General features: G+C 71.1%; 31 protein-coding genes. 23 read left to right on the top strand and 8 right to left on the bottom strand.

All coding sequences use genetic code 11. The features are described from left to right. Positions 1 to 154: 154 nt before the first annotated feature. A complete protein-coding gene (locus tag AB0M47_RS13060) occupies positions 155 to 547 on the top strand; it encodes an acetate--CoA ligase family protein (RefSeq protein ID WP_363412400.1) in 393 nt (130 codons plus the stop codon). 19 nt (positions 548 to 566) lie between these two features. Here AB0M47_RS13060 and AB0M47_RS13055 read toward each other — a convergent pair whose 3' ends face one another. Continuing rightward, positions 567 to 1,205, bottom strand: a complete 639-nt coding sequence (locus AB0M47_RS13055) for a response regulator transcription factor (RefSeq protein WP_253763180.1) — start codon at positions 1,203 to 1,205, stop codon at positions 567 to 569. 133 nt (positions 1,206 to 1,338) lie between these two features. Here AB0M47_RS13055 and AB0M47_RS13050 point away from each other — a divergent pair, with 133 nt between their 5' ends. Genes AB0M47_RS13050 through AB0M47_RS13040 form a run of 3 tightly spaced genes read left to right on the top strand, consistent with a single transcriptional unit; the run spans position 1,339 to position 3,759 of the window. Continuing rightward, entirely contained in the window at positions 1,339 to 2,328 is a 990-nt protein-coding gene (locus AB0M47_RS13050) for a nitroreductase (protein WP_363412398.1), read from the top strand. A gap of 11 nt (positions 2,329 to 2,339) precedes the next feature. After that, positions 2,340 to 3,248, top strand: a complete 909-nt coding sequence (locus AB0M47_RS13045; RefSeq protein WP_363412396.1) for a universal stress protein — start codon at positions 2,340 to 2,342, stop codon at positions 3,246 to 3,248. A 16-nt stretch (positions 3,249 to 3,264) separates the two neighbouring features. Beyond that, on the top strand, positions 3,265 to 3,759 hold the full coding sequence (locus tag AB0M47_RS13040) for a cyclic nucleotide-binding domain-containing protein (RefSeq protein WP_363412394.1): 495 nt from the start codon (positions 3,265 to 3,267) through the stop codon (positions 3,757 to 3,759). 128 nt (positions 3,760 to 3,887) lie between these two features. Here AB0M47_RS13040 and AB0M47_RS13035 read toward each other — a convergent pair whose 3' ends face one another. After that, complete coding sequence (locus AB0M47_RS13035; RefSeq protein ID WP_363412392.1) at positions 3,888 to 4,127, bottom strand: hypothetical protein; 240 nt, start codon at positions 4,125 to 4,127, stop codon at positions 3,888 to 3,890. Positions 4,128 to 4,241: 114 nt separating this feature from the next. Further along, positions 4,242 to 5,126, bottom strand: a complete 885-nt coding sequence (locus AB0M47_RS13030; protein WP_363412390.1) for a universal stress protein — start codon at positions 5,124 to 5,126, stop codon at positions 4,242 to 4,244. Positions 5,127 to 5,394: 268 nt separating this feature from the next. On the opposite strand from AB0M47_RS13030, the gene AB0M47_RS13025 reads away from it, so the two are divergent. Continuing rightward, positions 5,395 to 6,972: a GAF domain-containing protein gene (locus AB0M47_RS13025; RefSeq protein WP_363412406.1), complete on the top strand. Its 1,578-nt coding sequence runs from the start codon at positions 5,395 to 5,397 to the stop codon at positions 6,970 to 6,972. Positions 6,973 to 6,986: 14 nt separating this feature from the next. Here the strand turns inward: AB0M47_RS13025 and AB0M47_RS13020 are convergent, their stop codons facing one another. Further along, positions 6,987 to 7,844 carry a nitroreductase family protein gene (locus tag AB0M47_RS13020; protein WP_363412388.1) on the bottom strand — a complete coding sequence of 286 codons (858 nt, stop codon included), beginning with the start codon at positions 7,842 to 7,844 and terminating at the stop codon, positions 6,987 to 6,989. Between the two features lie 378 nt (positions 7,845 to 8,222). Between AB0M47_RS13020 and AB0M47_RS13015 the strand changes: the two genes are divergently transcribed. Beyond that, positions 8,223 to 8,873, top strand: coding sequence for a hypothetical protein (locus AB0M47_RS13015; RefSeq protein WP_363412386.1), 651 nt, complete (start codon positions 8,223 to 8,225; stop codon positions 8,871 to 8,873). Between the two features lie 61 nt (positions 8,874 to 8,934). Here AB0M47_RS13015 and AB0M47_RS13010 read toward each other — a convergent pair whose 3' ends face one another. Beyond that, positions 8,935 to 9,870 (bottom strand): aldo/keto reductase, encoded by a 936-nt coding sequence (locus tag AB0M47_RS13010; protein WP_363412385.1) that lies wholly within the window; start codon positions 9,868 to 9,870, stop codon positions 8,935 to 8,937. 111 nt (positions 9,871 to 9,981) lie between these two features. Here AB0M47_RS13010 and AB0M47_RS13005 point away from each other — a divergent pair, with 111 nt between their 5' ends. Then, entirely contained in the window at positions 9,982 to 10,572 is a 591-nt protein-coding gene (locus AB0M47_RS13005; RefSeq protein WP_363412383.1) for a TetR family transcriptional regulator, read from the top strand. Positions 10,573 to 10,636: 64 nt separating this feature from the next. Here the strand turns inward: AB0M47_RS13005 and AB0M47_RS13000 are convergent, their stop codons facing one another. Further along, positions 10,637 to 11,068, bottom strand: coding sequence for a CBS domain-containing protein (locus AB0M47_RS13000; protein ID WP_363412381.1), 432 nt, complete (start codon positions 11,066 to 11,068; stop codon positions 10,637 to 10,639). 277 nt (positions 11,069 to 11,345) lie between these two features. Between AB0M47_RS13000 and AB0M47_RS12995 the strand changes: the two genes are divergently transcribed. The 6 genes from AB0M47_RS12995 (at position 11,346) to AB0M47_RS12970 (ending at position 16,710) form a co-directional block, all read left to right on the top strand. After that, on the top strand, positions 11,346 to 12,650 hold the full coding sequence (locus AB0M47_RS12995; RefSeq protein WP_363412379.1) for a wax ester/triacylglycerol synthase domain-containing protein: 1,305 nt from the start codon (positions 11,346 to 11,348) through the stop codon (positions 12,648 to 12,650). Between the two features lie 49 nt (positions 12,651 to 12,699). Further along, positions 12,700 to 13,644 carry an NAD-dependent epimerase/dehydratase family protein gene (locus tag AB0M47_RS12990; RefSeq protein WP_363412377.1) on the top strand — a complete coding sequence of 315 codons (945 nt, stop codon included), beginning with the start codon at positions 12,700 to 12,702 and terminating at the stop codon, positions 13,642 to 13,644. Between the two features lie 5 nt (positions 13,645 to 13,649). Then, a complete protein-coding gene (locus AB0M47_RS12985; RefSeq protein ID WP_363412375.1) occupies positions 13,650 to 14,567 on the top strand; it encodes an RNA polymerase sigma-70 factor in 918 nt (305 codons plus the stop codon). 49 nt (positions 14,568 to 14,616) lie between these two features. After that, entirely contained in the window at positions 14,617 to 14,901 is a 285-nt protein-coding gene (locus AB0M47_RS12980) for a hypothetical protein (RefSeq protein WP_363412373.1), read from the top strand. A 193-nt stretch (positions 14,902 to 15,094) separates the two neighbouring features. After that, positions 15,095 to 15,493 (top strand): hypothetical protein, encoded by a 399-nt coding sequence (locus tag AB0M47_RS12975; protein ID WP_363412371.1) that lies wholly within the window; start codon positions 15,095 to 15,097, stop codon positions 15,491 to 15,493. A 110-nt stretch (positions 15,494 to 15,603) separates the two neighbouring features. Then, entirely contained in the window at positions 15,604 to 16,710 is a 1,107-nt protein-coding gene (locus AB0M47_RS12970; protein ID WP_363412369.1) for a winged helix-turn-helix domain-containing protein, read from the top strand. Positions 16,711 to 16,714: 4 nt separating this feature from the next. Here the strand turns inward: AB0M47_RS12970 and AB0M47_RS12965 are convergent, their stop codons facing one another. Continuing rightward, positions 16,715 to 16,984, bottom strand: coding sequence for a metal-sensitive transcriptional regulator (locus AB0M47_RS12965; RefSeq protein ID WP_363412367.1), 270 nt, complete (start codon positions 16,982 to 16,984; stop codon positions 16,715 to 16,717). A 235-nt stretch (positions 16,985 to 17,219) separates the two neighbouring features. On the opposite strand from AB0M47_RS12965, the gene AB0M47_RS12960 reads away from it, so the two are divergent. The 4 genes from AB0M47_RS12960 to AB0M47_RS12945 are packed head-to-tail and all read left to right on the top strand — an operon-like array spanning position 17,220 to position 21,404. After that, positions 17,220 to 18,566: an MBL fold metallo-hydrolase gene (locus tag AB0M47_RS12960; RefSeq protein ID WP_363412365.1), complete on the top strand. Its 1,347-nt coding sequence runs from the start codon at positions 17,220 to 17,222 to the stop codon at positions 18,564 to 18,566. A gap of 53 nt (positions 18,567 to 18,619) precedes the next feature. Continuing rightward, on the top strand, positions 18,620 to 19,207 hold the full coding sequence (locus AB0M47_RS12955) for a rhodanese-like domain-containing protein (RefSeq protein ID WP_363412363.1): 588 nt from the start codon (positions 18,620 to 18,622) through the stop codon (positions 19,205 to 19,207). Then, a complete protein-coding gene (locus AB0M47_RS12950; RefSeq protein ID WP_363412361.1) occupies positions 19,204 to 20,079 on the top strand; it encodes a sulfite exporter TauE/SafE family protein in 876 nt (291 codons plus the stop codon). Before AB0M47_RS12955 ends, AB0M47_RS12950 begins: the two co-directional genes overlap by 4 nt. 50 nt (positions 20,080 to 20,129) lie before the next feature. Beyond that, positions 20,130 to 21,404 (top strand): MFS transporter, encoded by a 1,275-nt coding sequence (locus AB0M47_RS12945; RefSeq protein WP_363412359.1) that lies wholly within the window; start codon positions 20,130 to 20,132, stop codon positions 21,402 to 21,404. Between the two features lie 25 nt (positions 21,405 to 21,429). On the opposite strand, the gene AB0M47_RS12940 is transcribed toward AB0M47_RS12945, so the two are convergent. Continuing rightward, positions 21,430 to 21,903, bottom strand: coding sequence for a cupin domain-containing protein (locus AB0M47_RS12940; RefSeq protein WP_363412357.1), 474 nt, complete (start codon positions 21,901 to 21,903; stop codon positions 21,430 to 21,432). Positions 21,904 to 22,178: 275 nt separating this feature from the next. On the opposite strand from AB0M47_RS12940, the gene AB0M47_RS12935 reads away from it, so the two are divergent. From AB0M47_RS12935 to AB0M47_RS12910, 6 genes are all read left to right on the top strand, one after another. Then, entirely contained in the window at positions 22,179 to 22,388 is a 210-nt protein-coding gene (locus AB0M47_RS12935) for a PLDc N-terminal domain-containing protein (RefSeq protein WP_363412355.1), read from the top strand. Next, the gene (locus tag AB0M47_RS12930) at positions 22,385 to 23,275 is read left to right on the top strand and encodes an ABC transporter ATP-binding protein (RefSeq protein ID WP_363412353.1); all 891 of its coding nucleotides are present in this window, start codon (positions 22,385 to 22,387) and stop codon (positions 23,273 to 23,275) included. Before AB0M47_RS12935 ends, AB0M47_RS12930 begins: the two co-directional genes overlap by 4 nt. Continuing rightward, the gene (locus AB0M47_RS12925) at positions 23,272 to 23,892 is read left to right on the top strand and encodes a hypothetical protein (protein ID WP_363412351.1); all 621 of its coding nucleotides are present in this window, start codon (positions 23,272 to 23,274) and stop codon (positions 23,890 to 23,892) included. Before AB0M47_RS12930 ends, AB0M47_RS12925 begins: the two co-directional genes overlap by 4 nt. Next, positions 23,826 to 24,020, top strand: a complete 195-nt coding sequence (locus AB0M47_RS12920) for a hypothetical protein (protein WP_363412349.1) — start codon at positions 23,826 to 23,828, stop codon at positions 24,018 to 24,020. Before AB0M47_RS12925 ends, AB0M47_RS12920 begins: the two co-directional genes overlap by 67 nt. Before the next feature lie 212 nt (positions 24,021 to 24,232). Then, on the top strand, positions 24,233 to 25,363 hold the full coding sequence (locus tag AB0M47_RS12915; protein WP_363412347.1) for an ABC transporter permease: 1,131 nt from the start codon (positions 24,233 to 24,235) through the stop codon (positions 25,361 to 25,363). Continuing rightward, positions 25,360 to 26,091: an ABC transporter ATP-binding protein gene (locus AB0M47_RS12910; RefSeq protein WP_363412345.1), complete on the top strand. Its 732-nt coding sequence runs from the start codon at positions 25,360 to 25,362 to the stop codon at positions 26,089 to 26,091. The genes AB0M47_RS12915 and AB0M47_RS12910 overlap by 4 nt, the downstream gene beginning before the upstream one ends. The last annotated feature ends 4 nt before the right edge of the window (positions 26,092 to 26,095 follow it).

Below are 26,095 nucleotides of genomic sequence, written 5' to 3'. Positions count from 1 at the left end.
GCCGGCGCCACGCGCGCTCCCCAAGGCCTGTTGTTCCGGGGCGGGCCCCCGGGTCGGGGAGCCCGCCACCGCGCTCGTCCCGGGGGACGAAGGTCCCAGCCGCGGGTGCTGAGCGGCACTTCCGGCAGTACGCGCGGCTGCCGAAGCTGGGATCATGACGCCGGTGGAGCTGGCGGCGGGCGTCGTGCACGACCCGCTGTTCGGCTCGCTGGTGATGCTCGGCCTGGGCGGCGTGCTCACCGACCTCCTGGGCGACCGGGTCTACCGGCTGACGCCGCTGTCGGACCGGGACGGAGCACGGATGTGGCGGTCGTTGCGCGGCGCGCGGCTGCTCACCGGCTATCGCGGCGCCCCCGGCGTGGACACCGCGGCGGTCGAGGAGCTGGTCCACCGGCTGGGCCGAATCGCCCAAGACCTGCCGCAGATCGCGGAACTGGACCTGAATCCGATCATCGCCGGACCGGACGGGCTCGTCGTGGTCGATGCGAAACTGCGCCTGGCGGCGGTGGGCGACGAACCGGATCCCTATGTGTTCCGGCTGCGCTGACCGCGCGGCTGACTGGGCGTCAGTGGCCGCCTTCGCGCAGCTTGGTGGCCAGCACCGCCGCCTGGGTCCGCCGCTCCAAGCCCAGTTTGGCGAGCAGGCTCGAGACGTAGTTCTTGACCGTCTTCTCCGCCAGGAACATCTGCGCCGCGATCTGGCGGTTGGTCAGCCCGTCGGCGATGAAGTCGAGGATCTTGCGCTCCTGCTCGGTGAGCCCACGCAGCTGGGCCGGCTCCCGTTGCGGGTTGCGGATGCGCTCCAGGACGCGCGCGGTGACCGCCGGGTCCAGCAGCGACTGTCCATCGGCGACCCGCCGGACGGCGTCGACCAGGTCGGTGCCCTTGATCTGCTTGAGCACGTATCCGGCGGCCCCGGCCATGATCGCCGCGAACAGCGCCTCGTCGTCCTCGTAGGAGGTGAGGATGAGCACCTGGATGCTCGGGTCGACGGAACGGATCTCACGAGCCGCGTCGATGCCGCTGCCGTCGGGCAGCCGCGCGTCCAGGATCGCCACGTCCGGACGCAGCGCGGGGGCCCGGTGCGCGGCCTCGGTCGCCAGACCGGCCTCGCCGATCACCTCGATGTCGCCCTGCGCCTCCAGCAGTTCGCGCAGGCCGCGCCGGACGACCTCGTGGTCGTCGAGGAGGAACACGCGGATCATGCTCCTCAGTCTGCCAGCGTTCCTGACCCGGCGCACAGGGACTTTAGTCCCACCCGGGCATGGGCCATCGGGCCTGAGGGGTTGCGCCCGGCGGCCCTGACCTCGTGGCCCGCGTAGGTGGATCGTCATAACCATGAGGACCATCGGACCGGCGGACGGCCGCACCCTGCGGGTGGCGGCACAGGTCGCCCTCAACGCCCCGTCCATCTTCAACACGCAGCCGTGGCGATGGGTCGTCCAGGAGGACTCGATGCAGCTGTGGGCGGACCGCGCGCGGCAGCTGCTCGTCGCCGATCCCGACGGCCGGCTGCTGACCGTCAGCTGCGGCGCCGCCCTGCACCACGCGCGAGTCGCGCTGGCCGTCGCCGGTCACGCCGCCGACGTGCGTACGCTGCCTGATCCCGCCGAGCCTGATCTGCTGGCCGAGGTACGCCTCGGCGACGCCGCCGATCCGGCCACCGAGGACCGGGCCGCGTACGCCGCCATCTCGCAGCGACGCACGGACCGGCGGGCGTTCACCGGCCAGCCGGTGCCCGTGGCGGTGATCCAGCGGCTGATCGGCCTGGCTGAACACCAAGGCGCCCACCTGGCGGTCCTCCGCGGCGGCGAGATCGACGACTTGGCAATCCTGGCGGCCCGCGCGGCGGAATTGCAGTTCGCCGATCCGGCGTACCGGCACGAGCTCGCGGCTTGGACCGCGAACGCGCCGAAGGCCCCGGCCAACGGATCCGGGGTGCCATCGGAGACGGCCGTGTCGCCGTCGCCCCGCCGGGTCCCGGTACGCGAATTCGCCCCGCCTAGCGCCGGCACGCTCGACCCCGGCGACGAGGGCGACGCCGGAACCCTGTACGCGGTGCTGTTCACCGACGAGGACACCCCGCCGGCCTGGCTGCACGCCGGTCAGGCGCTCTCGGCGCTGCTGCTCGGGGCCACCGCGGCCGGTCTTGCCGCTTCCCCGATCAGCGACGTCACCGAGCACACCCTGACCCGCGAACGGCTGCGGCACGTGCTGGCCGGGATCGGCGCGCCCCAGCTGGCGCTGCGCGTCGGCTACGCCCCCGACGGCACACCACCCGCCAGCCCGCGTCGCCGGCTGGGTGAGGTCGTCAACCTGTCGAGCTGAAGGAGGCTCTGATGTCCAGCACCACCCCCGTTCCGCCGGTCGTCGTCGGTGTCGACGGCTCCCCGTCCAGCCTGGCCGCCGCCCGGTACGCCGCCCGGCTGGCCGAACTGCGCGACGCACCACTGTCGCTGGTCCACGGGTTCGAGATCCCGGTCTACGGATACCTTCCCGTCGCGGTCGCAGATCGGTACTACCTCGACGACCAGGCGATGCGGGCCGACGCCGAGACGATGCTGGCCGCAGTGGTCAAGCAGCTGACGGACGATCATCCGGGGCTGGCCGACATCAGCGCCCGCTCGGTGACCGGAGGCGGAGCGGCCGTGCTGCTCCAGGAGTCCCGCCACGCCCAGCTGACCGTGGTCGGCTGCCGAGGACTGGGCGGGTTCACCGAGCTCCTGCTCGGCTCGGTGTCGGCACAGGTCGCCGCGCACGCCCACGGTCCGGTCGTCGTCGTACGCCCACCGGTCACCGACGGCGAGACCCCTGCCGAACCGGTGGACGGCCCGATCGTGGTCGGTGTGGACAGTTCCCCGGGTGCGCAGTTCGCCCTGAAGTGGGCCGTCGACGAGGCCCGCCGCCGGACCACCTCGATCATCGCCGTGTACGCCTTCCCCATCGGCCGCGGCGAACCCTACTTCGAGGTGCGGCAGGACGAGGCGGTCGCCGAGCAGATCCTGTTCGACGCGGTCAGCCCGTGGTTGCACCAGCCCGGCGTCACCATCGAGACGCGTACCGTGGCGGCGCAGCACGTCGAGAAGGCGATGATCGACCAGACGAGCGGAGCCGGGCTGACCGTCGTCGGCAGCCGGGGCGGGGGCGGGTTCACCGGACTGCTGCTCGGCTCGGTCAGCCGAGCCCTCGTGCACCACGCGCACGGACCGGTCGCCGTCATCCATCCAGCCCCGACAGCAGCCCGATAGCAGGAGGTGTTTTCCGATGATCGAGACGACGTATCTCACCCTGCGGTCCCACCCGTTCCTGACCGGTCTGTCGGACCGGCAACTCGACCGGCTGTCGATGTGGGGCTACACCACCATGTTCCACCGGGACAGCCGCCTGTTCGCCGAGGGCGGGCGCGCCGACCGGTTCTGGCTCGTCGACGACGGTCACGTCCGGCTGAGCACCACCGTCCCGGGTCGCGGCGAGGTCGTCGTGGAGACCCTCGGCCCCGGCTCGGTGATCGGCTGGTCCTGGCTGTTCCCGCCGTACCGGTGGCAGTTCACCGGCACCGCCGAGGACGCGGTGCACGCGGTGGCACTGGACGGTCCCGGCGTGCGCGAACTGTGCGCGGCCGACCCCGCACTCGGCTATGAGCTGATGCGGCGGTTCACCGGCGTCATCGCCGAACGGCTCAGCCACACCCGGGCGCGGCTACTGGCCGTCGAACCCGCTGACGAACTGGCGGCGATCGAGCCCGAGCCGGCCTCGTAGCACACTCGACCGTGCCACCGCCCGGTTCACCGTAATGGTGAACCGGGCGGCGTCGTTTCGATCTGGCGACAGCTCAGGATGAGCGATCCCGGTGCTGGTCAGCCCCACGATCTGCGGCGCGGTGCCGGTCACTCCTCCCGCCCCGCCAGCCGGGTGCTCCGCGGGCCTTCGCGGTCGCGGACGGCGCGATCGTCAGGCGACGGGTTCTCGCGGACCTCTTCGTCGTGATAGACCACGCCGAGCAGGTACCCCAGGCGGTGATCCTGAGACTTCCGGAGCAGACCCCGCGCGGCTTCCTTCGGGGTGGCTTCCTTCGGGGCGGCTTCCTCCGCGGCGGTTTCCTTCGGGACGGCTTCTTCCGTGGCCATGTCTTCAGGGTGCGTCCGGCGCGTCGCCCGGCCCAGTGCCGCGGGTCCCGCGAGCCGGGACTTTAGACCCGCCAGGATTTCAGTCCCGCTCCCGGGTGGATCACGACCAGAGGATCAGTCTTCGGACGGGTGGATCACGGCGACCGCGTGGTGGGCGTGATGCACGAGCGCCCGGCTGACCGAGCCGAGCAGCAGGCCGGCGAAACCGCCCCGGCCTCGTGATCCGACGACGGACAACGCCGCGTCGGCCGAGGCGTCGACCATCGCCTTCTCGACGTTGTCGGTGACCTGAACGCGGGTCTGCACCGCGAGCCCGCCGTCGGCGTACGCCGCGACCGCGTCGGCCAGCTTCTTCGCCGCGCTGGTCTGCTCACTGGGCACGCACGCGTTCATCACGATCAACGGGACGCCCCGGCGGCGGGCCTCGTCGACGGCGAAGGCCAACGCCGCCCGGGAGGCGGCCGACTCGTCGAATCCCACCAGGATCGGACCACGGGGGCCCGGCGAAGGCGGCGGCTGCTCCGGGCCGGGCTCGACATCGCTCACCGGTGGGCGTACCACCACCACGGGACCGTGCGCGTGCGCGGCGAGCTGCGCCGAGACCGAGCCGAGCAGCAGCCCGGCGAAGCCTCCGACGCCCCGGCAGCCGACGACCGTCACAGCCGCGGTCCGCGACTCGTCGATCAGGACACCCGCCGGCCCGCCGGTGACCTCCTTCGACTCGATCGCGACCAGTGCGGGGAACTGCTGCTGGACCTGCTCGGCCGTGTCCGCGAGCAGCTTGGCCACCTGCTCCTGGAAGTGCTCGGCCTCGGCCACGGAGTAGGCGACCATGCCCATCGGCAGGTATCCGTACATCGGCAGCTCGTGCGCGTACACCAGGCGGAGCGGGACGCCTCGCCAGCCGGCGTCGCGGGCCGCGTACGCGACCGCGCCCAGGCTCGACGGAGAGCCGTCGACGCCGACGACCACCGGACGCGAGGAATGCATGGTGTTCATGCGCCCACCGTCGGTCCAGCCGACCCGTCGGCGGCAGGGTGCCCCGGCCCCTGATCAGGGGACCAAAGTCCCGGGATCGCCGGAGATGCGGGGAATCTCGGGTGACGTGACAAGTGCGTCACCCGGGCGGCGGCCCGCCACGACTGTGCCGCCCGGCCGTACCATTTGTCTCGTGGAACAGCAGTGGACTTCGCTCGGCCTGTCGCCGCTGTCGCGCGTACGCCTGGATGAGCTTCTCCAGGAGCTGCTGGACCGCGTGGGCGACGTGATGAACAGCCGTGAACGGCTGCGCAGCCTGCTCGACGCGGTCGTGGGCATCGGCACCGACCTCGATCTGCACGCCACCCTCGAACGGATCGTCGTGTCGGCCTGTCACCTCGCGGACGCCAAGTACGGCGCGCTCGGCGTGATCGGCGGCGACCGGCAGCTGATCGAGTTCATCACGCACGGCATGGACCCGAAGACCCACAAGGGCATCGGCAATCCACCGACCGGCAAGGGCGTGCTCGGCCTGCTCATCGGCGATCCGCGCCCGGTACGCCTGCCCGACATCACCCGGCATCCGCAGTCGGCCGGGTTCCCGCCGGGCCACCCGCCGATGCACAGCTTCCTCGGCGTGCCCATCCGCGTCCGCGATCACATCTTCGGCAACCTCTACCTGTCGGAGAAGCAGGGTGCGCCCGAGTTCTCCGACGACGACGAGGAGATCATGGTCGCGCTCGCGGCCGCCGCCGGTGCCGCGATCGAGAACGCCCGCCTCTATGCGTTGGCCGGGCGCCGCCAGCGCTGGCTGCAGGCCACGGCCGAGGTGGCGGCCACGATCGCCGACGTGCACGACGCGGAGGATCCGCTGGCGATCGTGGTCCGCAAGGCCCGCGAGGCGGCTGACGCGGTCTTCACGACCGTCGTCCTGCTCGACGACGACGGCGACGGCCTGACCGTCGCGGCCTGCGACTCTTTCGAGCCCTTGGACGGCCTGGTCGGCGAGACGATTCCGCTGGAGGGCTCGGCGATCGAGGCCGCGATCACCCGTGGCGAGCAGTTGGAGGTCGAGCACGTCGGCAAGGCCGCCACCTGGCCGGTCGCCGTGCCGGAGCTGCGCGCGTCGATCTCGCCGTTCGGCCACTCGCGCGGCGCGCTCATCGTCGCCTACGCCGGCGAGCCCCGCGAGACCGAGGAGCTGCGCCTGGTGGGGCTGTTCGCCAGCCAGGCCGCGCTCGCCCTCGACCGCGCCCAGGCGCACCTCGATCGCGAGCAGTTGCTGCTGCTGTCCGACCGTGAGCGGATCGCGCGCGACCTGCATGACGTCGTCATCCAGCGGCTGTTCGCCACCGGTCTGCAACTGCAGACCGTGGCGGCGCTCGCGACGAAGCCCGAGGTGGCGAACCGCATCCACCAGTCCGTCGACGACCTCGACGCCACCATCCGCGACATCCGCGGCGCGATCTTCGAGCTGCGCGCCCCGACCGCCACCTCGCTCCGGGCCGAGATCCGCGGACTGGCCGAGCGCGCGTCCGCCGGGCTCGGGTTCCGCCCGGCGCTGCGGCTCGACGGGCCGGTCGACTCGGCCGTGCCGGTCGAGTTGCACGGCGACATCCTGGCCGTGGTCAACGAGGCTCTGTCCAATGTGATACGCCATGCGCAGGCGACCGAGCTGGAGATGGCTGTCGCGGTGCGATCGGGACGGCTGACGCTCACCGTTTACGACAACGGCCGGGGCGGCGCCAAGGAGTCCAGCGGGCTGGCCAACGCCCGCGAACGCGCCAAGCAGCACGGCGGCGACCTGGATCTGACCTCGCCACCGGACGAGGGCACTCGCCTGGTCTGGTCGGTGCCGCTGGCCTGACGGGACGGCTGTGATCAGTCTGCTGTACCGGCCGGTTCATCCGGGACGGCCATGATGACCTCGGCCAGCGCCCGCCGAGGCGACGCGGGCGGCTCGTCGCCGTAGCCGAGCCGGATGATCGCCTGAGCACGCCGGCCCAGCGCGCTGTCGTCGAACAGCGTACGCAGGTCGGCGTACTCCAAGGGCTGCGTCATCAGAGTGCTCTGCACGCCGTTGGCCGTGGCCGTCAGCAGGACGCGTTCCAGCGCCTGCCCGGCCCGCAGCCAGGCGTACGTGGAGTCGCCGGAACCGTAGAGGACCGCCAGCGTGGGATCGTCCTCGACCGCTCCGGGCCAGGCGAAGTCGGCGGAGTACGCGGGATCGGCCCGGCGCGACGTCTCCGCCCGGCGTACGGCGCCGAGGACCGCGTCCCGCAACGGCGAGTCGACGATCATCAGGTACGCCCCCTCGGCGGCAGCGGCCTGGACCAGTTCCGTCAGCACCGGCTCCGGCAGCTCGGCCGAGCGGAACGGGCCGCGGTTGGACCGTCGACGGGGAATCGCACCGGCCAACCGGCGCGCGAGATAGGTCGGCTGAACGCGCCCGCCGAAGGTGACCCGGGCCAGCAGATCCGCCTGCGACGGCTCCGGCAGCAGCGCGTACAGCGGCCGGTATCCGCGGGCCAGCAACGCGACCCGCAGATTCAGCACCGCCGCCCCGACCGAGATGGCGAGCTCGCGCCCGTTCGGATCGCTCGCCGCCGGCCGCCGGCTGCGGTCGGCGTACACGTCGACGCAATGCTCGCGCGGCAGGAACCGCCACGGCTGAGTGTTGTGAATGGACGGCGCGGCGATCGCGGCATCGAGGCACTCGGCGAGGATGGCGTGTCTCATCGGCACACGGTGCGCCGCATCGACGATGTGGCGTAGGGCCTTGTGGCGCAGCCGGTCGGGACTTTGTCCTCTGTCTGTGACCGAGACCGGTGAGCTGAGCTGGAGCGGCCCGGCGCCTGGCCAGCCCGCGAGGAGGGCCCGAGCGGACATCCACTTGGGAACGCGGGCGAGCCGGTGGGCCGGTCAGGGCGGTGTGGACCTTCGACGGTCCGCACCGCCCTTGCCTTATCTACACCGGACGCTGGGCTGAGGGTCCCGTCCAATCGGAGTCTTTGGTCCCGCCGAATCCGGGGACTGTGTCTCTGCTGCGGTGACCGTCCACAACCGATGCTTTGGGGGCAACGACGTGTTTCTCACCCCCTCCTGAAGGAGCACACCATGAAGCGCCGGACCCTCGACCTCCTGTTCAGCATCGGCGGGCTCGCCATCGCCGCGCTCCTGCTGGTCGCCGGCATCGTGCTGGGCGCCAACGCCAGCTTCGCCAACACCTACGTGCACGACCAGCTGGCCGCGCAGCACATCACCTTCAAGACCGCCGACACCCTCACCGGCGAGGAGAAGAAGGCGGCCTGCCTCGTCGAGTACGCCGGCCAGCCGATGACCACCGGCAAGCAGGCCGAGTGCTACGCCAACGAGTTCATCGGGCTGCACCTGAAGTCGATCGCCGGCGGCCAGACCTACGCCGACCTCGGCACACCGCAGACGCAGCTGAAGAACCAGCTGACCGAGGCGCAGAAGGCCACCCCGGTCGACCAGGCCAAGGTCGACGACCTGACCAAGCAGCTGGCCGACGTCAACCAGCAGCGCGAGACCGTCTTCAAGGGCGAGACCCTGCGCGGCCTGCTGCTGACCAGCTACGGCTTCAGCGAATTCGGCGCCAAGGCCGGTCAGGCCGCACTGGTCGCCTACGGTGCCGCCGCCTTGATGTTCCTGCTGGCGCTGGCCGGTTTCGCCCACGGCTTCACCACTCCGAAGTCGGCCGGGTTCGCCGTCGTCGAAGCCGAGCCGGCCAAGGCCACAGTCAAGTGATCTCCCCCGGGTCCGGCCCGGTGACGCTCCCGCGTCGCCGGGCCGTCCGGCTGTCCGCTGGTCAGGCGTGCTGGATGATGCCGCCGTCCGGAGCGATCTCGGCGATGCGGGCGAGGTCCTCCGCCGTGAGCACCAGGTCGGCGGCCGCGATGTTCTCGGCGACCCGGGCGGAGCTGCGCGAGCCCGGGATGGGCACGATGTCGGTCCGCTGCGCGAGCACCCAGGCCAGCGCCAGCTGCGCCACGGTCGCGCCCTTGCTCTCCGCGAGCTTGGTCAGCTCGCCGACGATCGCCACGTTGGCGTCGAAGTTCTCCGGGTTCCACCAGGCGACGCGCTGACGCCAGTCGTCAGCGGCCAAGCTGTCCCGGTGTTGGACCGCGCCGCTGAGGAACCCCCGCGCGATCGGCGAGTACGCCACCAAGCCGATGCCGAGTTCGTCGAGCACCGGCAGCAGCGGTTCGACGCCGCGGGCGAAGATCGAGTACTCGTTCTGCAGCGCCGAGATCGGGTGCACCGCGTGTGCCCGCCGAATCGTGTCGGCGTCGGCATTGGATAGTCCGAGGTACTTCACCTTGCCGGCCTGGACGTATTCCCGCATGACGCCGACGACGTCCTCAATGGGCACGTTCGGGTCCGGGATGTGCTGGTAGAGCAGGTCGATCGTGCCGACGCCGAGGTTGCGCAGGCTGTTGTCGACGACCTCGCGGATGTGCTCCGGCCGGGAGTCGCGGCCGAGCGTCGGGGTGAACCCGAACTTGGTGGCGATGGTCACCTGATCGCGGATCGGCGCGAGCGCGTTGCCGAGCAGCCGCTCCCCGACTCCCCAGCCGTACAGCTCGGCCGTGTCGAAGTGCGTCACGCCCAGGTCGTGCGCCTGGCGGATCGCGGCGATGGACTCGGTGTCGTCCGACGGCCCGTAGCCGATCGCCGTGCCCATCGCGCCGTAGCCGATCTCGGAGACGATGAGGCCTTCCCGGCCCAATGTCCTGTTCTTCATGGGTGTCGCTCCTCAAACTCAGCCAAAGTCAAACCGAACGGTTCGGTTTGAACGTACCGCGCGGATCCCACTCCGCCAAACCGAATGGTTCGGTTGAGTACGCTCAAAGGCATGGCGGCCCCGATCAGCACCGATTCGACGAGCGACCGCATCGTCGCCGCGGCCACGGCGGAGTTCTCCGAGCACGGCATCGCCGGCGCCCGGGTCGAGCGGATCGCCAAGGCGGCCAAGACGAGCAAGGAACGCGTCTACGCGCACTTCCAGAGCAAGGAGGCGCTCTACCGGTTCGTCGCGGCCCGGGAACTGGCGGCGGTGGCCGAGGCCACCCGGATGGACCCCGCCGACCTTCCGGGCTATGCCGGGCGGGTGCACGACTACTTCCTCCAGCATCCGGCTCGTCGGCGCCTGATGACCTGGGGCCAGATGGAGCTGTCCCTGGACGGGCAGACGTCCGGCGACCCGCTCCGCGAGTCCGTCCGCCACAAGGTCGAGCAGCTGCGCCAGGCGCAAGAGGCCGGTCAGCTCCACACCGGCTGGGACCCGATGGACGTCCTGATGTTCGTCAACCAGCTCGCCATGTCCTGGGCGGGAAATCCCGCCCTGGTCACCGTCCCCGAGGGGGACCGCGACGCTTTCCTCGCGGACCGCCGGGCGGCCATCGTCGCCGCCGTGCAACGGCTGTTCCCGGCCCACCGACCGTAATCTGCGGCGATCTGCCGCCCGGACTTCTGCCGCCCCCGGGTGTGCCTTGTTCAGGCTCTGACCGTCAGCCGTCGCGTGACGGCTTGGCCAGCAGCCCGATCAGGTCGGCCGCGGTGAGCACGCCGACCGGCTCGGCGACGGCGTCGACCAGGACCACCGCGTCCGTACCCAGCCGATGCATCACCTGAGCGGCCTGCCCGATCGTCGCGGTCGACACGATCATCGGCTGGTCCGGCTCCAGCAGCGCGGTGACGTGTACGTCGTCGAAGCACGCCGGGTCCGCCGCCCACGCACCGGCGACCAGCCGATCGCTGAGCATCCCCAGGCAGCGCCCGGCCGAGTCGACCACGACGAGATGGCGCAGGCCGGACGCGGCGAACGCGGTCAGCGCGTCGGACAGCGTCGCGTACTCCCGGACGGCGATCGCCGGTCGCGACATGATCGAGGCGACCCGCTGGTCGGTGAGCCGGGTACGCCGCGTCGCCGTGGGCGTCATGACCTCGCCTCCCCCGCCTGCGACGCGGCTCCGGCGGCTGGACCCAGCTCGCCGCCGACGATGCGGAAGTTCATGTCGACCTCCTTGCGCGGGTACCGCGGCGTCGCCGGGTCTCGGCGGTTTCCTGTCGCCCCGTATCCCTACTCCGAAGCTAGGAGCACCTCGGGCCGCCGCTCAGAGGCACCGGTCCCGCCCGTCGGGCCGAAGGTCCCATGGCGGGCCCATCTCAGGGCGAACGGCCCTGGGCGACGCCATCGGTCCTGGGAACGCTGGAGACATGAGGAGGATCGAGCGGCTGACCCCCACCGATCTCATCAACCTGTATGTCGAGTCGCCGTCGTCGCCCGCTCGGGTGGGCGCGCTTGCGCTGCTGGACCGTCCCGTGGAGCTGGGGACGTTGCGGAGGCGCATTGTTGACCGAGTGGCCGGAGCGCCCCGGCTGCGGCAGGTCGTCTACCGGCCGGGCTGGCTCGGCGGCCGGCCGATCTGGGTCGACTCGCCGAAGTTCGACGTCGGCCGCCACGTCAGGTCGGCCGTCCTGCCCGCGGGTGTACGGCTGACCGACTTCGCCGTACGCCTGGCCAACCGGCCCTTCGCCCGCGATCTTCCGCCGTGGCGGATCTGGCTCGTCACCGGCCTGCCCGACGGGAGCGCCGCCCTGGTATTCGCCATGCATCACGTGGTGGCCGATGGGCTGACCACGATTCGCATGTTCGCTGCGCTCGCCGATGACGCTCCGGCCGTCCCAGCGGGCCGTACGCTGCCTCGGCCTCCGTGGGTGGAGCTGGTTCGCGACAACGTCGCGCGACGGTTGGCCGGCCTGCGTACGCTGCGGCGGCCCAGCGCCACGACCTTGCGGCAGATGGCCGGTCTGCGCAACGCGCCCCGCACGTCGCTGAACGGGCCGGTCGGTGCGCACCGGCGGCTCGACGCCGTCACGCTGGATCTCGATCGGGCCAAGGAAACCGCGCATCGCCACGGTGCCAAGGTGAACGACGTCGTGTTGACGCTGGCGGCCGGCGGGCTCCGTGCGCTGCTGCGATCTCGGTCCGAACCGACGGACGGCGTCGAGTTGCACGCCACGGTGGCCGTGTCGGTACGCGAGGCGGGTGCCTCCGACGGCGGCAACCGCACCGGCGGCTTCGCGGTACGCGTGCCGTTGACCGCCGATGTGCACCGGCGCCTGGAAGCGATCGCACGCGAAACCGCCGTAGCGAAGGGCGGCCAAGCGCCGACGGCGGGAAACGCCCTGCTGATCGGGCTGTCCCGACTAGGCGTGCTGCGCTGGTTCAGTCGCCGCCAGCGAATGATCAACTTCATGGAGAGCGACGTGATCGGTCCGGCCGCGCCGGTGCGGCTGCTCGGAGCGACCGTTCTCGAGGTCGTCCCGATCGGGACCGTCGTGGGCAACATGACCATCGGCTTCCTCGCGGTGTCGTACGCGGGGAGACTTGTCGTCGCCGTCCAGGCCGATGCCGACCGTCATCCCGATCTGCCGGTTCTGCTGGCCGCGATGTGCCACGAGGCCGACCAGCTGGCGATTCACGCCGATCAGGTGCTGCACGGCATCCCCGCCGTGTGACCTGGATTACCGCCGTTCATAGCGGGCCGGCCCGTCTCGTCTTAGGTGCATGAAGATCTTTCTTGCCGGGGCATCCGGCGCGATCGGCACCCAGCTCGTCAGCCAGCTCGTGGCGCGCGGCCACGAGGTCGTCGGCACTACGCGTACGCCGGCCAAGCTGGGCGCGTTGCGGGCGTTGGGGGCCGAAGCGGTGGTCGTCGACGCGCTCGATCCCGAATCCGTGGCGGAGGCGGTCGCCCGAGCCGAACCGGAGGTCGTCGTGCACCAGCTGACGGCGTTGAGCGGGCCGCTCGACTTCCGGCACGCCAAGCAGATGGCGGCCGCGACCGACCGGCTGCGTACGGAGGGCACCGATCACCTGCTGGCAGCCGCCCGCGCGGCCGGCGTACGCAAGATCGTGGCGCAGAGCAACGCCCTGTGGATGCAGCGCACCACCATGCGGCTCGCCGACGAGACCGAGCAGATCGAACCGGATCCGCCGGCCGACCTGCGTACGTCGGTGGCCGCGTTGCGGCATCTGGAGGCGGCGGTCACCTCGATCAGCTGGGCCGACGGCATCGCCCTTCGTTACGGTGGCTTCTATGGCCCCGGCACCAGTCTCAGCGCCGCACCGGACGCGGGCATGACCCAGCAGATCCGGCAGCGCAAGTTCCCGATCGTCGGCGGCGGCACCGGCGTGTGGTCGATGGTCCACATCGCCGACGCCGCGTCGGCCACCGTCGCAGCCGTCGAACGCGGCACGACCGGCGTCTACCACGTCGCCGACGACGATCCGGCCGCCATCGCCGTCTGGCTGCCCGAACTGGCCCGCGTCCTGGGCGCTCCGCCGCCGCGACGGGTGCCGGCCTGGCTCGTACGCCTCGTCGCCGGGAAGGGCGCGGTGAGCTTGATGACCCAGGCGCGCGGCGTCACCAGCGACAAGGCCAAGCGGGAGCTGGGCTGGACGCTGCGCTACCCGAGCTGGCGTACCGGCTTCCGCGACGGGATGGCCTGACCGCCGTGCCGGAGACGGATCTGTTCAGTGAGCTGCGGCCGAAGGCCTTCGCCATCGCGTACCGGATGCTCGGCAGCGTCAGCGACGCCGAGGACGTGGTGCAGGAGGCCTTCCTGCGGATGCACCAGACGATGCGCCGGGGTGAGCCGATCGCCTCGCCCCGGGCGTACCTGGCGACGCTGGTCACCCGGCAGGCCATCGACCAGCTGCGGTCGGCCCGCGTACGCCGGGAGCGCTACGTCGGCGAGTGGCTGCCCGAGCCGCTGGTCACCGATCCGTCTCCGGCGGAGCAGGCCGAGACGGCGGATTCGCTGTCGCTGGCCTTCCTGGTGCTGCTGGAGAACCTGACCCCGGCGCAGCGGGCGGCCTTCCTGCTCCGGGAGGTGTTCGACTACCCCTACGCCGAGGTCGCCGAGATCATCGGCACCGATGTGGACACCGCCCGGCATCTCGTCGCCCGCGCCCGCGATCATGTGCGTCAGCGCCGCCCGCGCTATCACGCCTCGCCGCAGCAGCGCGACGAGCTGACCAGGCGCTTCTTCGCCGCCGCCGAACGCGGCGACCTGTCCGAACTGGAGCGGTTGCTGGCCGACGACGTGGCGTTCCACGGCGACGGCGGCGGCAAGGTCCCCGCGCTCGGCCGCCCGGTCACCGGCCGGCATCAGGTCGCCGTGATCCTGGCGCGCTGGCTGCCCCGCCTGGCTCAACTCGGCGTACGCGTCGAGGTGACCACGGTCAACGGCCAGTCCGGGGTGGTCGCTTCGGACGCCGAGGGCCGCATCGTCGGCGTTCTCGGCGTCGGCATCGTGGACGGCCGGATCCAGACCATCCACTCCGTCGTCAACCCGGACAAGCTTCAGCACCTCGGGGCGACCAGCGAGCTGGGGCTCCAACCGAGGTCCAGCTTCAGGCCTCGGGACTGACAGCGCGGATGTCGGAGCCTTGGCCTACTGTGGCGGCATGGTCGCTCAGGTGAGACGCACCAGACACTACCGACTGCATCTGGCCGGGCTGCGGCTGACCGTGGCCGGCATCCTGACCTGCGGCGCGGCCGCCGTCCTCGGTGAACTGCGCCACCACCTGCCCGCCGTCGCCCTCGTCTTCCTGGGCTTCGCGCAGATCCTCTACGGCCTGCTGCTGGCGACAACGTCGTTGCTGGCCCTCCGGGGCGCCCGGGAAGACATCTCCATCTGGCGGATGGCCCGGGCCGCCGCGCGTGACCTGCTCTGGCTGCCCGGCGGACTAGACCGGCTCTGAGCCCTCGACCGCTCGACGCGCTCGACCGCGCGATGGGATCGCTCCCGAGCTGGGCACCCGGCGGGCCGGCAGGACCAAAGTCCCACAGAGCAGGGACTACCTCTCTGGCCGGCCGGGCGGCGCCGGACCACGCTTACCCGGTGAGGTCTAGTTCGCTGGCCCGCGGCCAGCGCACCACACCGAGGAGGCAGCGATGTCGGTGCCGGTCTGGACGGATACGAACGGGGTGGCCGCGACGGGCGCGGAACAGATCAGAAGGCAGCCCTGGACGCCCGTCGTCGGATGCCCGGGCGTCTTCATCAAGGAGCTGTCGCGGCGCGGGGAGCTTGCCGACGTGCTCCTGCGCATCGAACCGGGGGCGAGTACGCCCGGCCGCCCGCATCAGCGGATCGAGCAGCACATCTGGGTGCTGGAGGGGGAGGCCGCCATCGGTTTGCACCGGCTGTCCGTCGGGGGATACACCGTGGTGCCGCCGGGCACCGCTCACCCCATCCACGCGATCGGGTCGTGGGGATGCGTTCTCTTGCAGTCGCAGATCCCGCTTCCGGCCGGCTCGGTCACCGAAATCGTTTCCACGAGCTGCCAGCAGTAGCCACGCGTGTCACGCTTTCCAGTGATTACATCGAATGCTGGGTTCGCCGTGCGGCGAGAATCTCGCGAGGCCCTCGACCTGGTCGAGGCCCGCGGCGTACTGTACGAATCGTGCTCACATCATTGGTCGAGCACGATTGGCTCGACGGAGTCTGGCTCGCGAAGTTGACCGGCGACTTCACGGACACGGGGCATGTCGACCTCCGGCGGATCATCCGAAAGTGCCTCGCAGACGACCCTGCGGCCATTGTGGTCGACTTGGTCGATGTGACGTCGGACGGCGAGGTGCTCGCCACTGCACTGGCCACCGAGCAGCGCCGGGCGGCCAAGCAGGGCATCGCGCTCGCGTTCGTCCTGCGGGCGAAGATCGCCGAGGAGCTGAAGTCCACGATCATGGGCCGGCACCTTGCCGTCTTCCCCACCGTCGAGGCTGCCCGATTCCTCGCGGTCCACCTCGTTCCCCATCGATGGCTGCACCTGACCCTGGAATCGCAGCCGCAGTCGGTCGCCTACGCCCGGAATCAAGCCGGCGCCGCCTGTCTCGACTGGGGTGTGCCGTGGTTGCAGGGCGCCGCCCGCCTCATCGCCTCCGAGTTGGTGGACAACGCGATACGCCACGGTGGCGGCGTCGCCGAGCTGACCGTCTCGCTGCAACGAGAGCTGCTTCGGATTCGCGTACACGACCGCAGCGAACACTTGCCGTCGTTGCGCGTACCCGCCTCGCCGTGGGGCGACTGGCAGGACAGCACGAGCGGGCTTCAGCGCGTCGACGCGTACGCCACCGCATGGGGAGTCAGGAAGGTCGACGACGGCAAGGTCGTCTGGGCGACGGTCCGCGTCCATGACACCGCATCGGCCAAGTCACGCCTCGAAGGGCAGCCGTCGGCGCCGAGCCGGCCGTCCGGCCACGCGGTCGCCGTCGGAGACATGGTCCTCGATCCGGTTACCCGGCTGGTGTCGCTGGACAACCGGGCGATCCAGTTGAGTTCGCATGAGTTCGAGCTGCTGGACTACCTCATGCGCCGGGCCGGTCAGATCGTCACCAAGCGGCAGCTGCTGACCGACGTCTGGCGGTTGCCGGACGACGCCGCCAGCGGAGTCGTGGACGACGGCATCCACTCGTTGCGCGAGAAACTGGGCGAGGAGGGATCAGCCCTTCCCTACCTGCACACCGTGCCGGGGCTGGGCGTACGCCTGACCCCGCCCGCCGACGAGTGATCGCTCAGGCCAGCGACAGGAACAGCTTCTCCATCCGCTCGAGGTTGACGGTCTGGTCCTCGCCCGAGTTCTTGGCCTCCATGCACTGCTGCAGCCCGCTGGCGACGATCTTGAATCCGGCCCGGTCGAGCGCCCGGGAGACCGCGGCGAGCTGGGTCACGACGTCGGCGCAGTCGCGGCCGTCCTCGAGCATCGCGATCACGCCGCGAATCTGACCCTCGGCACGGCGCAGGCGGCGTACGACGTCGCCGACGGCGTCGGTTTCGATCTGCATGGCGGACTCCTTCCGGTCACGGACGCCCAGTGCAACATACGCCCGGGGGTATCGATTCCCGCTGGGCCGTGTGACCCATCCGACGGCGTGCCGGAACGCGTACGCCTTGACGACGCCCAGGTCCGAGCAGCTATGGTGGCTGCATTCCATACCCCCCAGGGTATTGGAATCTCAGATCGAGATACCCCCCAGGGTATCAATGGGCCGGCCGTCTGGCGCGTTTGAAAGGAACACCGTGGTGCACATCGTCCCGATCGACACCCCGACCTTGGGCGACCGCAGCTACCTCGTCCACGACGGGCAGGAAGCCTTCGTCGTCGACCCGCAGCGCGACATCGACCGCGTGCTCGCCCTCGCCGCGGACGCGGGCGTGCGGATCACCCACGTCTTCGAGACCCACATCCACAACGACTACGTCACCGGCGGGTTCGCCATCGCCGAGGCGACCGGCGCGGCGTACCACGTCAACGCCGCCGACTCGGTGACCTTCGCGCGGATGCCGGTGTCGGACGGCGACGTGATCGCCATCGGCGACCGCATGCGGGTCACCGTCCTGGCGACGCCTGGTCACACCTTCACCCACCTGTCCTACGCCTTGTCCGCCGATGACCGCGAGATCGCCGTCTTCACCGGAGGCTCGCTGCTCTACGGTTCCGTGGGCCGGCCCGACCTGCTCGGCCCGGACCACACCCACGAGCTGGTACGCCTCCAGTACGCGTCGGCTCACCGCCTGGCCGACGACCTTCCCGAGACCGCCGGGGTCTATCCGACGCACGGGTTCGGCAGCTTCTGCTCGGCCACCCAGTCCGGCGCGACCGCCGCCACCCTGGCCACCGAGAAGGCGACCAACCCGGCGCTGATCCAAGCCGAGCAGGAGTTCGTCGACGACATCCTGGCCGGGCTGGACGCCTGGCCCGCGTACTACGCCCACATGGCCACCGCCAACAGCGAAGGACCGGCCGCGCCGGATCTCTCGGAACCCGAGGAGGCCGACGCCACGCAGCTCCGGCGACGCATCGCCGACGGCGAGTGGGTCGTGGACCTGCGCAACCGGGTCGCGTTCGCCGCCGGGCACGTCGCCGGCACGCTCAACTTCGGCCTCGACGGCAGCTTCGCCACCTACCTGGGCTGGCTCATCCCGTGGGGCACACCGGTGACCCTGCTCGGCGAGACGCCCGAACAGGTGGCGGAGGCGCAGCGGGAGCTCGTCCGGATCGGCATCGACCGGCCCGCGGCCCAGGCCACCGGCCGCCCGGCCGGCTGGGCCGGCGAGCAGCCCTTGGCGAGCCATCCGCGCGCCACGTTCGCCGAGCTGCGGCAGGTACGCCACCACCGGCCAGTCGTAGTGCTCGACGTGCGGCGGTCGCTCGAGTGGAAGTCGGCGCACCTTCCGGGCGCGACGCACATCCCGCTGCACGAGCTGCCCAGCCGTCTCGCGGAGGTCCCGGACGGCGAGGTGTGGGTTCACTGCGCCGCCGGCTATCGCGCGTCCATCGCGGCCTCGTTGCTGGCCGCGGCGGGCCGCCAGGTCGTGCACATCGACGACGACTTCGCCGACGCCAGGCCCGACACCGTCCACTAGCGACACCACCAGCGCTCCCAGCGAAACCACGAGAGAAAGCAGCACATCGCCTCATGACCGCACAGACCCGACCGCCTCGCCTCGACGCCACGACCTTGCGGAGCTGGCTGTCCGAGCCCGACGCACCACGTGTCATCGACGTGCGTACGCCGGCCGAGTTCGAGACCGCGCACATTCCCGGCTCCTACAACGTTCCACTGCATCTGCTGCAGGAGCACACCGGTGAGATCGCCGGGCACCTCGATCAGGACGTCGTGCTCGTCTGCCGCTCCGGCCAGCGCGCCACCCAGGCCGAGCGGCAGCTGGCCGCCACCGGCCTGGCCAACGTGCATGTGCTCGACGGCGGCATCCTCGCCTGGCAGCAGCAGGCCGCCCCGATCAAGGCCGGGCGCGCCCGCTGGGACATCGAACGTCAGGTCCGCCTGGTCGCGGGCAGCCTGGTCGTCCTGTTCGTCCTCGGCGGACTGGTCATTCCCGGCCTGCAGTACGCGGCGGCCGCGATCGGCGCCGGGTTGGCGATCGCGGCGCTCACCAACACCTGCGCCATGGGCATGCTGCTGGCCAAGCTGCCCTACAACCGCGGGGCGTCCTGCAACCTCGACAGCGTGGTCGCTCAGCTGCGTACCGGGGCCACACCGTGACCTTGGCCGTCACGCTCGCCGCCGCCGTCGGGATCGGGCTGCTGCTCGGCCTGCTCGGCGGCGGCGGGTCCATCCTCACCGTGCCCGTGCTGATCTACCTCGCCGGCCAGGCACCGGAGGCGGCGATCCCGGCGTCGTTGTTCGTCGTGGCGGTCACCAGCGCGGTCGCGCTCATTCCGCACGCCCGCGCCGGCCGGGTGAAATGGCGCGTCGGGCTCGTCTTCGGCGTCGCCGGCCTGGCCGGGGCGTACGCCGGCGGCCGGCTGGCCGCGCACCTGCCGGCAACCGTGCTGCTGGTGGGATTCGGCCTGCTCATGGCGGCCGCCGCGACGGTCATGATCCGCTCCTGCCGCCGGCCGGTCCGTCCCGCGCCGCATGCGGGGCGGCTGCCGATCCTGATCGGGCTGGGCGTCACCGTCGGGCTCGTCACCGGCCTCGTCGGGGCCGGCGGCGGCTTCGTCATCGTCCCCGTCCTGGTCCTGCTGGCCGGTCTGCCCATGGCGGCCGCCGTCGGCACGTCGTTGCTGGTCATCACCCTCCAGGCGGCCGCCGGCCTGGCCGGGCATCTGCAGCACGCCGTCATCGACTGGCCCATCACGCTCGCCGTCACGGCCCTGGCCATCGTCGGCAGCCTGGCCGGCGCCCGGCTGTCCGCTCACCTTCCCGCCCAGCTGCTGCGTACCAGCTTCGGCTGGTTCCTCGTCGCCATGGCCGGCACGGTCCTGCTGGCGCAGGCCCCGGCCGCAGCGCGCCATGCGTTAGCCGGCACCTCCGGCGGCCGGATCGCCCTCGTCGCCGGATGCGCCGCGCTCGCCGTCGCCGCCGCGAGACATGTGCGTATCTGCCGCGCCAGCACGCCCCGTCCGCGCTGACGACCGCCACCTCGTCGCGCGAGACGGACGCCCTGTCTGAAGGAATACGCATGACCGTCGCCACGGAAGCCCGCCGACCGGCCACCGTTCGGCTTGGCCTTCGGGAGAACCTCGCCCAGTTCGCCGTCCTGGTCGCTGTCAACGCGGCCGTCGGCGGCATGATCGGGCAGGAACGCACCGTCCTGCCGCTGCTCGCCGACCAGGTGTTCGCCGTCGGCGCGTTCACCGCCTCGCTGACGTTCATCGGCGCGTTCGGCATCACGAAGGCCCTCGCGAATCTCGTTGCCGGAAGTCTGTCCGACCGCTACGGGCGCAAACCCGTCCTGATCGCGGGCTGGCTCATCGGACTGCCCATTCCCCTGCTGCTCATGTGGGCGCCTGCCTGGGGCTGGGTGGTGGCCGCCAACGTCCTGCTCGGCGTGAACCAGGGACTGACCTGGTCGACCACGGTCGTCATGAAGATCGACCTGGTCGGCCCGCAGCGCCGGGGCCTGGCGATGGGGCTCAACGAGGCGGCCGGATACGGCGCGCTCGCCACGACCGCGCTGGTCACCGGATGGCTGGCCGCCGAGCACGGGCTGCGCCCGGCGCCGTTCTGGCTCGGCCTGGCCTTCGCCGCCGTCGGCCTCGGCCTGTCCGCCACCCTCGTGCGGGAGACCCGCCACCACGCCGACCTCGAAAGCGCCATCCATGCGCCCACCCGTGACGACGGCGGCGAACCGATCAGCGGGCGGCAGATCTTCCTCCACACCTCGATCCGGGAGAAGGCCCTGTCCGCTGCGAGCCAGGCAGGGCTGGTGAACAACCTCAACGACGGGCTCGCCTGGGGCCTGTATCCCCTCCTGTTCGCCACCAGCGGCTTGGACATCCCGCACATCGGCGTACTCGTCGCCCTCTACCCCGCCGTCTGGGGCGTCGGCCAGACAGTCACCGGATGGCTGTCCGACCACTGGGGCCGCAAGTGGCTCATCACCGCCGGAATGCTGCTGCAGTCCGTCGGCATCGGGCTGGTCGCCGCAGCGGACACCTTCAGCATGTGGGCCATCGCCGCCGTACTCATGGGTGCCGGCACCGCACTGGTCTATCCGACGCTGCTCGCCGTCATCGGCGACGTGGCGCAACCTGCCTGGCGCGCCCGTGCCGTCGGCGTGTACCGGCTGTGGCGCGACCTCGGCTACGCGGTCGGGGCGCTCGTCGCCGGCGTCACCGCCGACATGTTCGGCTTGCGCCCAGCGATCTGGGTCGTCGCCGTCATCACTGCGGCGTCGGGTGTCGTCGTCGCCACCCGCATGTACGAAACCCACCGACGTGGCGCGTCTGCCTGACCGCAGCGCTGCAGCGGCACGCCTCCTACCCGTGACGTCGGTCGACCGCGTGCACCATGGCCGCGACCTGCTGGGCGTACTGCTGAATGGTCGATTCGCTCAGCCGCCCAGGATGAATCACCGGCTCCTCCGCTACGCGTGACGCGACTGGCACGTGGGTCTGCTGCAGCACGCACCCCGTCCCCGCGACCGCACGGATCGGGTGCGATGCGCCTGCGGGCACGTACGCGTACGAGCCCGACGGCAGGTTGTGCCCGGCGACCTCGGCCTCCCCCGACAGCACCCAGATGTGCTGGTCGGCCGCGGGGTGCGGGTCGCCCGGCGTCATCGCGCCGTCGTCGTAGCGGAGGAGTTCGTAGACCAGGTCGCCGTGGCGGCCGAGTTCCTTCACGCGCACTCCGCCGCAGCCGGCCACCGGCCGCCACGGCTGCGCGTCGATCTGTTCCGGACGCAACCCGACGAGGTTTTCCATCGGCGCTGCAGGCGACATGATCGTCATCGCGACCCTCCCTCCGAATGTCACGGCCCGTCCCGTCCCCTCGGACGGTGCGGCTTTGCTCCGCTTTCGTGGCCGATGCCTAGGATCAGGATGCGCCGCCGACCGCCCCGCACGGACGGTGTTTCGGCCTATCCGGACGGGACTTTCGACCTGATCCTCCCGGCCATGACCAGCCCGAACAGAAGTACCAGCCGGCTCGGACCGCCTGGAACAAATGGGCGCGGCGGGCGGGGCCGAAGAAGGGTTCTCCGGCAAGTGGCGCGATGATGGCAGCCATGAGCCTGCCGACCGCCGACAGCGGCTTCCCCGTCGCCGCCCTCGCCCCGCTGATCCTGCTCGGCCTGGCGTTCGTGGCTTACTGCCTGTACGACTTGTCCCGGACAGACGTGCGTTACCTGCCGAAATGGGCGTGGGCCGTCATCTGCGTGATCTCGATCCCCATAGGCGGCATCGTCTACCTGCTCGTCGGCCGGAACCCGCGATGATCGTCCAAACCGCGGGCCTGACCAAGCGCTATGGGACGCATGCCGCGCTGGACGGGGTCGACCTGAGCGTTCCGCCCGGATCGGTGTACGGGCTGGTCGGCCCGAACGGCGCGGGCAAGACGACCCTCCTGGGCATCCTGGCCGGTCTGCGGCGGCCGACCAGCGGCGAGATCGGCGTGTCCGCCGCCCGCAGCCGGGTCGCCATGCTGCCCGACACTCCGCAGTTCGACCCGTGGCTGACCGGTCGCGAGGTGGTCCTGCTCGCCGCGCACCTAGCCGCCGGGCCCGGTGGCCGGCCGGTCACCGCCGAACGCGCCGACGCCGTCCTGGCCGACAGCGGGCTCGCCGACGCCGCCGATCGCCGGGTCGGCGGTTACTCCCGGGGAATGCTGCAACGGCTGGGCTTCGCGGCCACCATCGTCGGCGACCCCGAACTGTTGCTGCTCGACGAACCGGCTTCGGCACTCGATCCGATCGGACGGCGCGAGGTGCTCGACCTGATCGCCCGGCTGCGCGGCCGGGCGACCGTCGTGTTCTCCAGCCACATCCTGGCCGACGTCCAGGAGGTCTGCGATCGCATCGGCATCATGCGCGACGGGCGGCTGCTGTTCCAGGGCACCGTCGAGGATCTGCTCGTCGGCCGGGCCACTCCGGCGTACCGCGTCCGGCTGCGCGGCGGCGCGCCAGAGGTCGAGGCACGGCTACGCGACCAGCCCTGGGTGACAGACGTCCGCCCGGAGACCGGCGGCCTGCTCGTCGGCGTACGCACCGTGACGGACGCCGAGACCCACCTGGCCGGGGTGCTCGCCGCAGCCGGAGCTCAAGTGATCAGCCTCGGACCTCGCGAGGCCGATCTGGAAGACGTGTTCCTGGAGTTGATGTCGTGACCTTGTGGCGGTTGGAGTGGCTGCGGCTGGCGCGGACCAGGCGCCTGCTCACGATTCTCGCGGTGTACGCGTTCTTCGGCTTGACCGGTCCGCTGACCGCCCGATACGTCGGCGAGATCCTGCGGGCGGTCGGCACCGAAGGCGTCCAGGTCACCTTCCCCGAGCCGACGCCGGCCGACGGCATCGCCCAGTTCGTCGGCAACGCGTCGCAGATCGGCCTGCTCGTCGTCACCATGGTGGCGGCCTCCGCCCTGGCGTTCGACGCCCGCCGCGAGATGTCGGTCTTCCTGCGGACGCGCTTGACCAGCGTGCGGCCGGTCGTGCTCACGGCGTACGCGGTGAACGCGGCGGCCGCCGTCGCCGGGTTCGCCCTCGGGACGGCCTGCGCCTGGTACGAGACGGCGGTCCTGATCGGCGCCCCGCCGGCCGGATCGATGCTCATCGGAGTCGCGTACAGCTCGGTCTTCCTGGCCTTCGCGGTGGCCCTGGTGGCGCTCGTCGCCGCGCTCGTCCGCGGAGTTCTCCCCACGGCCGGGGTGGCGCTGGTCTGTTGTTGCTCACCGGCGTCGCCGGCAGTCTGGCCGGAATCAGCCGGTGGCTGCCGACCGGCCTGCTGAACGCGTTGGCGGACCTGACCGCCGGGCGGCCCGCGACCGACTTCCTGCCCGGTCTGGTGATCACGGTGGTGCTCACGGCGGCGGCGTTGGGCGGCGCGGTCCTGCTGGGTGACCGGCGCGAGGTCTAGGCAGCACGCTCCGGGAGGTCGTGCCGCTCGATCACGCGCAACCGCACGTGACGAGCACGCTCGGCGAGCTGCACACCCCTGCCGGCGCGTCGATCAGGACGAGGCTCCCCCCCAATAGCCCGCTGCATCCGGGTGCCCGCCGGCGGCATCTTGCCGACACCGTGTTGCTAAGATGCCGACATGATGTCGCTAACTTCCTTGGCAGGTCGCTGATGTTCCTGGCACTTCGCGAGCTGCGCCACGCCCGCGTGCGGTTCGCCTTGATGGGTGCGGTGATCGCACTGATCGCGGTCTTGATGGTGATGCTCTCGGGCTTGTCGGTCGGGCTCGTGCGGGACGGCGTCTCCGGGTTGCAGAACCTCCCGGTGACGTCCTTCGCCTTCGCGCACGGCGTACAGCATGATTCGGCGTTCTCCCGCAGCGTCGTCGACTTGGCGGCGGTGGACGCCTGGCGGGCGCGACCGGGGGTCGCCGACGCGGCCCCGTTCGGCAACCTGCTGGTCAACACCCGCACCGATCGCGGAGCCGAGATCGATTTGGCGTTGTTCGGCGTACGGCCGGACTCGTTCGTCGCACCGGCGGTGAGCCTCGGCGACCGGCTCGGTTCGCCTGACGGGATCGTGGTGAGCCCGACCGCGCTGAAAGCCGGGCTGCACATCGGCGACGTCGTCACCGTCGCCCGGTTGGGCACGGTGTTACGGGTCGTGGGCGTGACCGAGCAGCAGGCCACGTTCGGCCACGTCGACGTGGCATTCATCCCGCTTCCGCTGTGGCAGGAGATCAGGTCTGGAACCACACCCGGCGCGCCAGTCCCGGCACATGCCGCGCAGGAGATCACCGCGGTTGCGGTACGCGCCGAAACCGGGCAGACGGTGAATCTCACCGCCGGTGACGCCGCAGCAGGCACCGAGAGTCTCACTCGTTCCCAGTCGTACGGAGCGTCGCCCGGCTACACGGCCGAGACGACGACGCTCCAACTGATCCAGGGCTTCCTGTATGCGATCTCGGCCTTGGTCGCGGGCGCCTTCTTCGCGGTGTGGGCAATCCAGCGCAAGCAGGAGGTAGCGGTCCTCCGTGCCCTGGGTGCCTCGACCGGCTGGGTGTTGCGTGACGCGCTTGTGCAGGCGTTCGCCCTACTGGCCGGCGCCGTCACCGTCGGGGTCGGCATCGGACTGGCGCTCGGCGGCTACATCGCCGGCGGTGGCGCTCCGTTCGCGCTGAGCACGCCGAGCATCAGCGTCGCCGCGGCCGGTTTGGTCGCGCTCGGTCTGATCGGGGCGAGTGCCGCCGTCGTCCGGCTCACCGCCGTCGACCCCGCCACTGCATTGGGAGGAAACCGATGAGTCCTCGCCCCGCCCCGGCCGCCACCGACTCGCGTACCGACATCGCCCTGAAGCAGCCCGGTCTCGTGATGCGCGCGGTATCCCTGCGACACGGCACCGCGGCCGAGATCGTCCAGGCCCTCGATGATGTCCACCTCACGGTCCGGCCTGGCGAACTGGCCGCCGTCGTCGGGCCGTCTGGGGCGGGAAAGTCCAGCCTGCTGGCGGTCGCCGGTGGGTTGGCCTGCCCTGATCATGGAACCGTCACAGTGGCCGGGCACGACATGACCGTCGCCAGCCGGCGCGTTCGTACCGGTCTACGACGACGCCACATCGGGTTCGTGTTCCAGTCGGGCAATCTGTTGCCCGCGTTGACCGCGATCGATCAGCTGCGGCTGGCTCAGCGCATCGCGCCGCGCGCCGAGCGTACCCACCGTGACGCGTACGAAATGCTGACTGAAGTCGGGCTGGCCGACAAGGCCGACCGACGGCCCGACCAGCTGTCCGGCGGGGAACGCCAACGCGTCGGTATCGCTCGGGCGCTCGTGACCGAGCCCAGCGTGCTGCTGGTCGACGAGCCCACTGCGGCGTTGGACCGGGCACGCAGCCATGACATCGTGCGCCTGCTGGCCCGCGAGGCAACCCGCCGGTCGGTCGCGGTGGTCATGGTCACCCACGACCACGACGTGCTGCAATACTGTGACACGGTCTACGAGATGATCGACGGGAAGCTCACCATCGGCGGATAGCCGT

Origin of the sequence: Hamadaea sp. NPDC051192, from assembly GCF_040682475.1 — a bacterium.
Taxonomy (GTDB): domain Bacteria; phylum Actinomycetota; class Actinomycetes; order Mycobacteriales; family Micromonosporaceae; genus Hamadaea; species Hamadaea flava.
Note: the sequence above shows the minus strand (reverse complement) of the source record. Positions and strands in the feature narration are given on the sequence as shown.

What these genes read in the sequence shown, in the direction of transcription:
- AB0M47_RS13060 (WP_363412400.1), top strand. Translation starts at nt 155, where the DNA reads ATGACGCCGGTGGAGCTGGCGGCGGGCGTCGTGCACGACCCGCTGTTC.
- AB0M47_RS13055 (WP_253763180.1), bottom strand. Translation starts at nt 1,205, where the DNA reads ATGATCCGCGTGTTCCTCCTCGACGACCACGAGGTCGTCCGGCGCGGC.
- AB0M47_RS13050 (WP_363412398.1), top strand. Translation starts at nt 1,339, where the DNA reads ATGAGGACCATCGGACCGGCGGACGGCCGCACCCTGCGGGTGGCGGCA.
- AB0M47_RS13045 (WP_363412396.1), top strand. Translation starts at nt 2,340, where the DNA reads ATGTCCAGCACCACCCCCGTTCCGCCGGTCGTCGTCGGTGTCGACGGC.
- AB0M47_RS13040 (WP_363412394.1), top strand. Translation starts at nt 3,265, where the DNA reads ATGATCGAGACGACGTATCTCACCCTGCGGTCCCACCCGTTCCTGACC.
- AB0M47_RS13035 (WP_363412392.1), bottom strand. Translation starts at nt 4,127, where the DNA reads ATGGCCACGGAAGAAGCCGTCCCGAAGGAAACCGCCGCGGAGGAAGCC.
- AB0M47_RS13030 (WP_363412390.1), bottom strand. Translation starts at nt 5,126, where the DNA reads ATGAACACCATGCATTCCTCGCGTCCGGTGGTCGTCGGCGTCGACGGC.
- AB0M47_RS13025 (WP_363412406.1), top strand. Translation starts at nt 5,395, where the DNA reads ATGAACAGCCGTGAACGGCTGCGCAGCCTGCTCGACGCGGTCGTGGGC.
- AB0M47_RS13020 (WP_363412388.1), bottom strand. Translation starts at nt 7,844, where the DNA reads ATGAGACACGCCATCCTCGCCGAGTGCCTCGATGCCGCGATCGCCGCG.
- AB0M47_RS13015 (WP_363412386.1), top strand. Translation starts at nt 8,223, where the DNA reads ATGAAGCGCCGGACCCTCGACCTCCTGTTCAGCATCGGCGGGCTCGCC.
- AB0M47_RS13010 (WP_363412385.1), bottom strand. Translation starts at nt 9,870, where the DNA reads ATGAAGAACAGGACATTGGGCCGGGAAGGCCTCATCGTCTCCGAGATC.
- AB0M47_RS13005 (WP_363412383.1), top strand. Translation starts at nt 9,982, where the DNA reads ATGGCGGCCCCGATCAGCACCGATTCGACGAGCGACCGCATCGTCGCC.
- AB0M47_RS13000 (WP_363412381.1), bottom strand. Translation starts at nt 11,068, where the DNA reads ATGACGCCCACGGCGACGCGGCGTACCCGGCTCACCGACCAGCGGGTC.
- AB0M47_RS12995 (WP_363412379.1), top strand. Translation starts at nt 11,346, where the DNA reads ATGAGGAGGATCGAGCGGCTGACCCCCACCGATCTCATCAACCTGTAT.
- AB0M47_RS12990 (WP_363412377.1), top strand. Translation starts at nt 12,700, where the DNA reads ATGAAGATCTTTCTTGCCGGGGCATCCGGCGCGATCGGCACCCAGCTC.
- AB0M47_RS12975 (WP_363412371.1), top strand. Translation starts at nt 15,095, where the DNA reads ATGTCGGTGCCGGTCTGGACGGATACGAACGGGGTGGCCGCGACGGGC.
- AB0M47_RS12965 (WP_363412367.1), bottom strand. Translation starts at nt 16,984, where the DNA reads ATGCAGATCGAAACCGACGCCGTCGGCGACGTCGTACGCCGCCTGCGC.
- AB0M47_RS12955 (WP_363412363.1), top strand. Translation starts at nt 18,620, where the DNA reads ATGACCGCACAGACCCGACCGCCTCGCCTCGACGCCACGACCTTGCGG.
- AB0M47_RS12945 (WP_363412359.1), top strand. Translation starts at nt 20,130, where the DNA reads ATGACCGTCGCCACGGAAGCCCGCCGACCGGCCACCGTTCGGCTTGGC.
- AB0M47_RS12940 (WP_363412357.1), bottom strand. Translation starts at nt 21,903, where the DNA reads ATGACGATCATGTCGCCTGCAGCGCCGATGGAAAACCTCGTCGGGTTG.
- AB0M47_RS12935 (WP_363412355.1), top strand. Translation starts at nt 22,179, where the DNA reads ATGAGCCTGCCGACCGCCGACAGCGGCTTCCCCGTCGCCGCCCTCGCC.
- AB0M47_RS12930 (WP_363412353.1), top strand. Translation starts at nt 22,385, where the DNA reads ATGATCGTCCAAACCGCGGGCCTGACCAAGCGCTATGGGACGCATGCC.
- AB0M47_RS12915 (WP_363412347.1), top strand. Translation starts at nt 24,233, where the DNA reads ATGTTCCTGGCACTTCGCGAGCTGCGCCACGCCCGCGTGCGGTTCGCC.
- AB0M47_RS12910 (WP_363412345.1), top strand. Translation starts at nt 25,360, where the DNA reads ATGAGTCCTCGCCCCGCCCCGGCCGCCACCGACTCGCGTACCGACATC.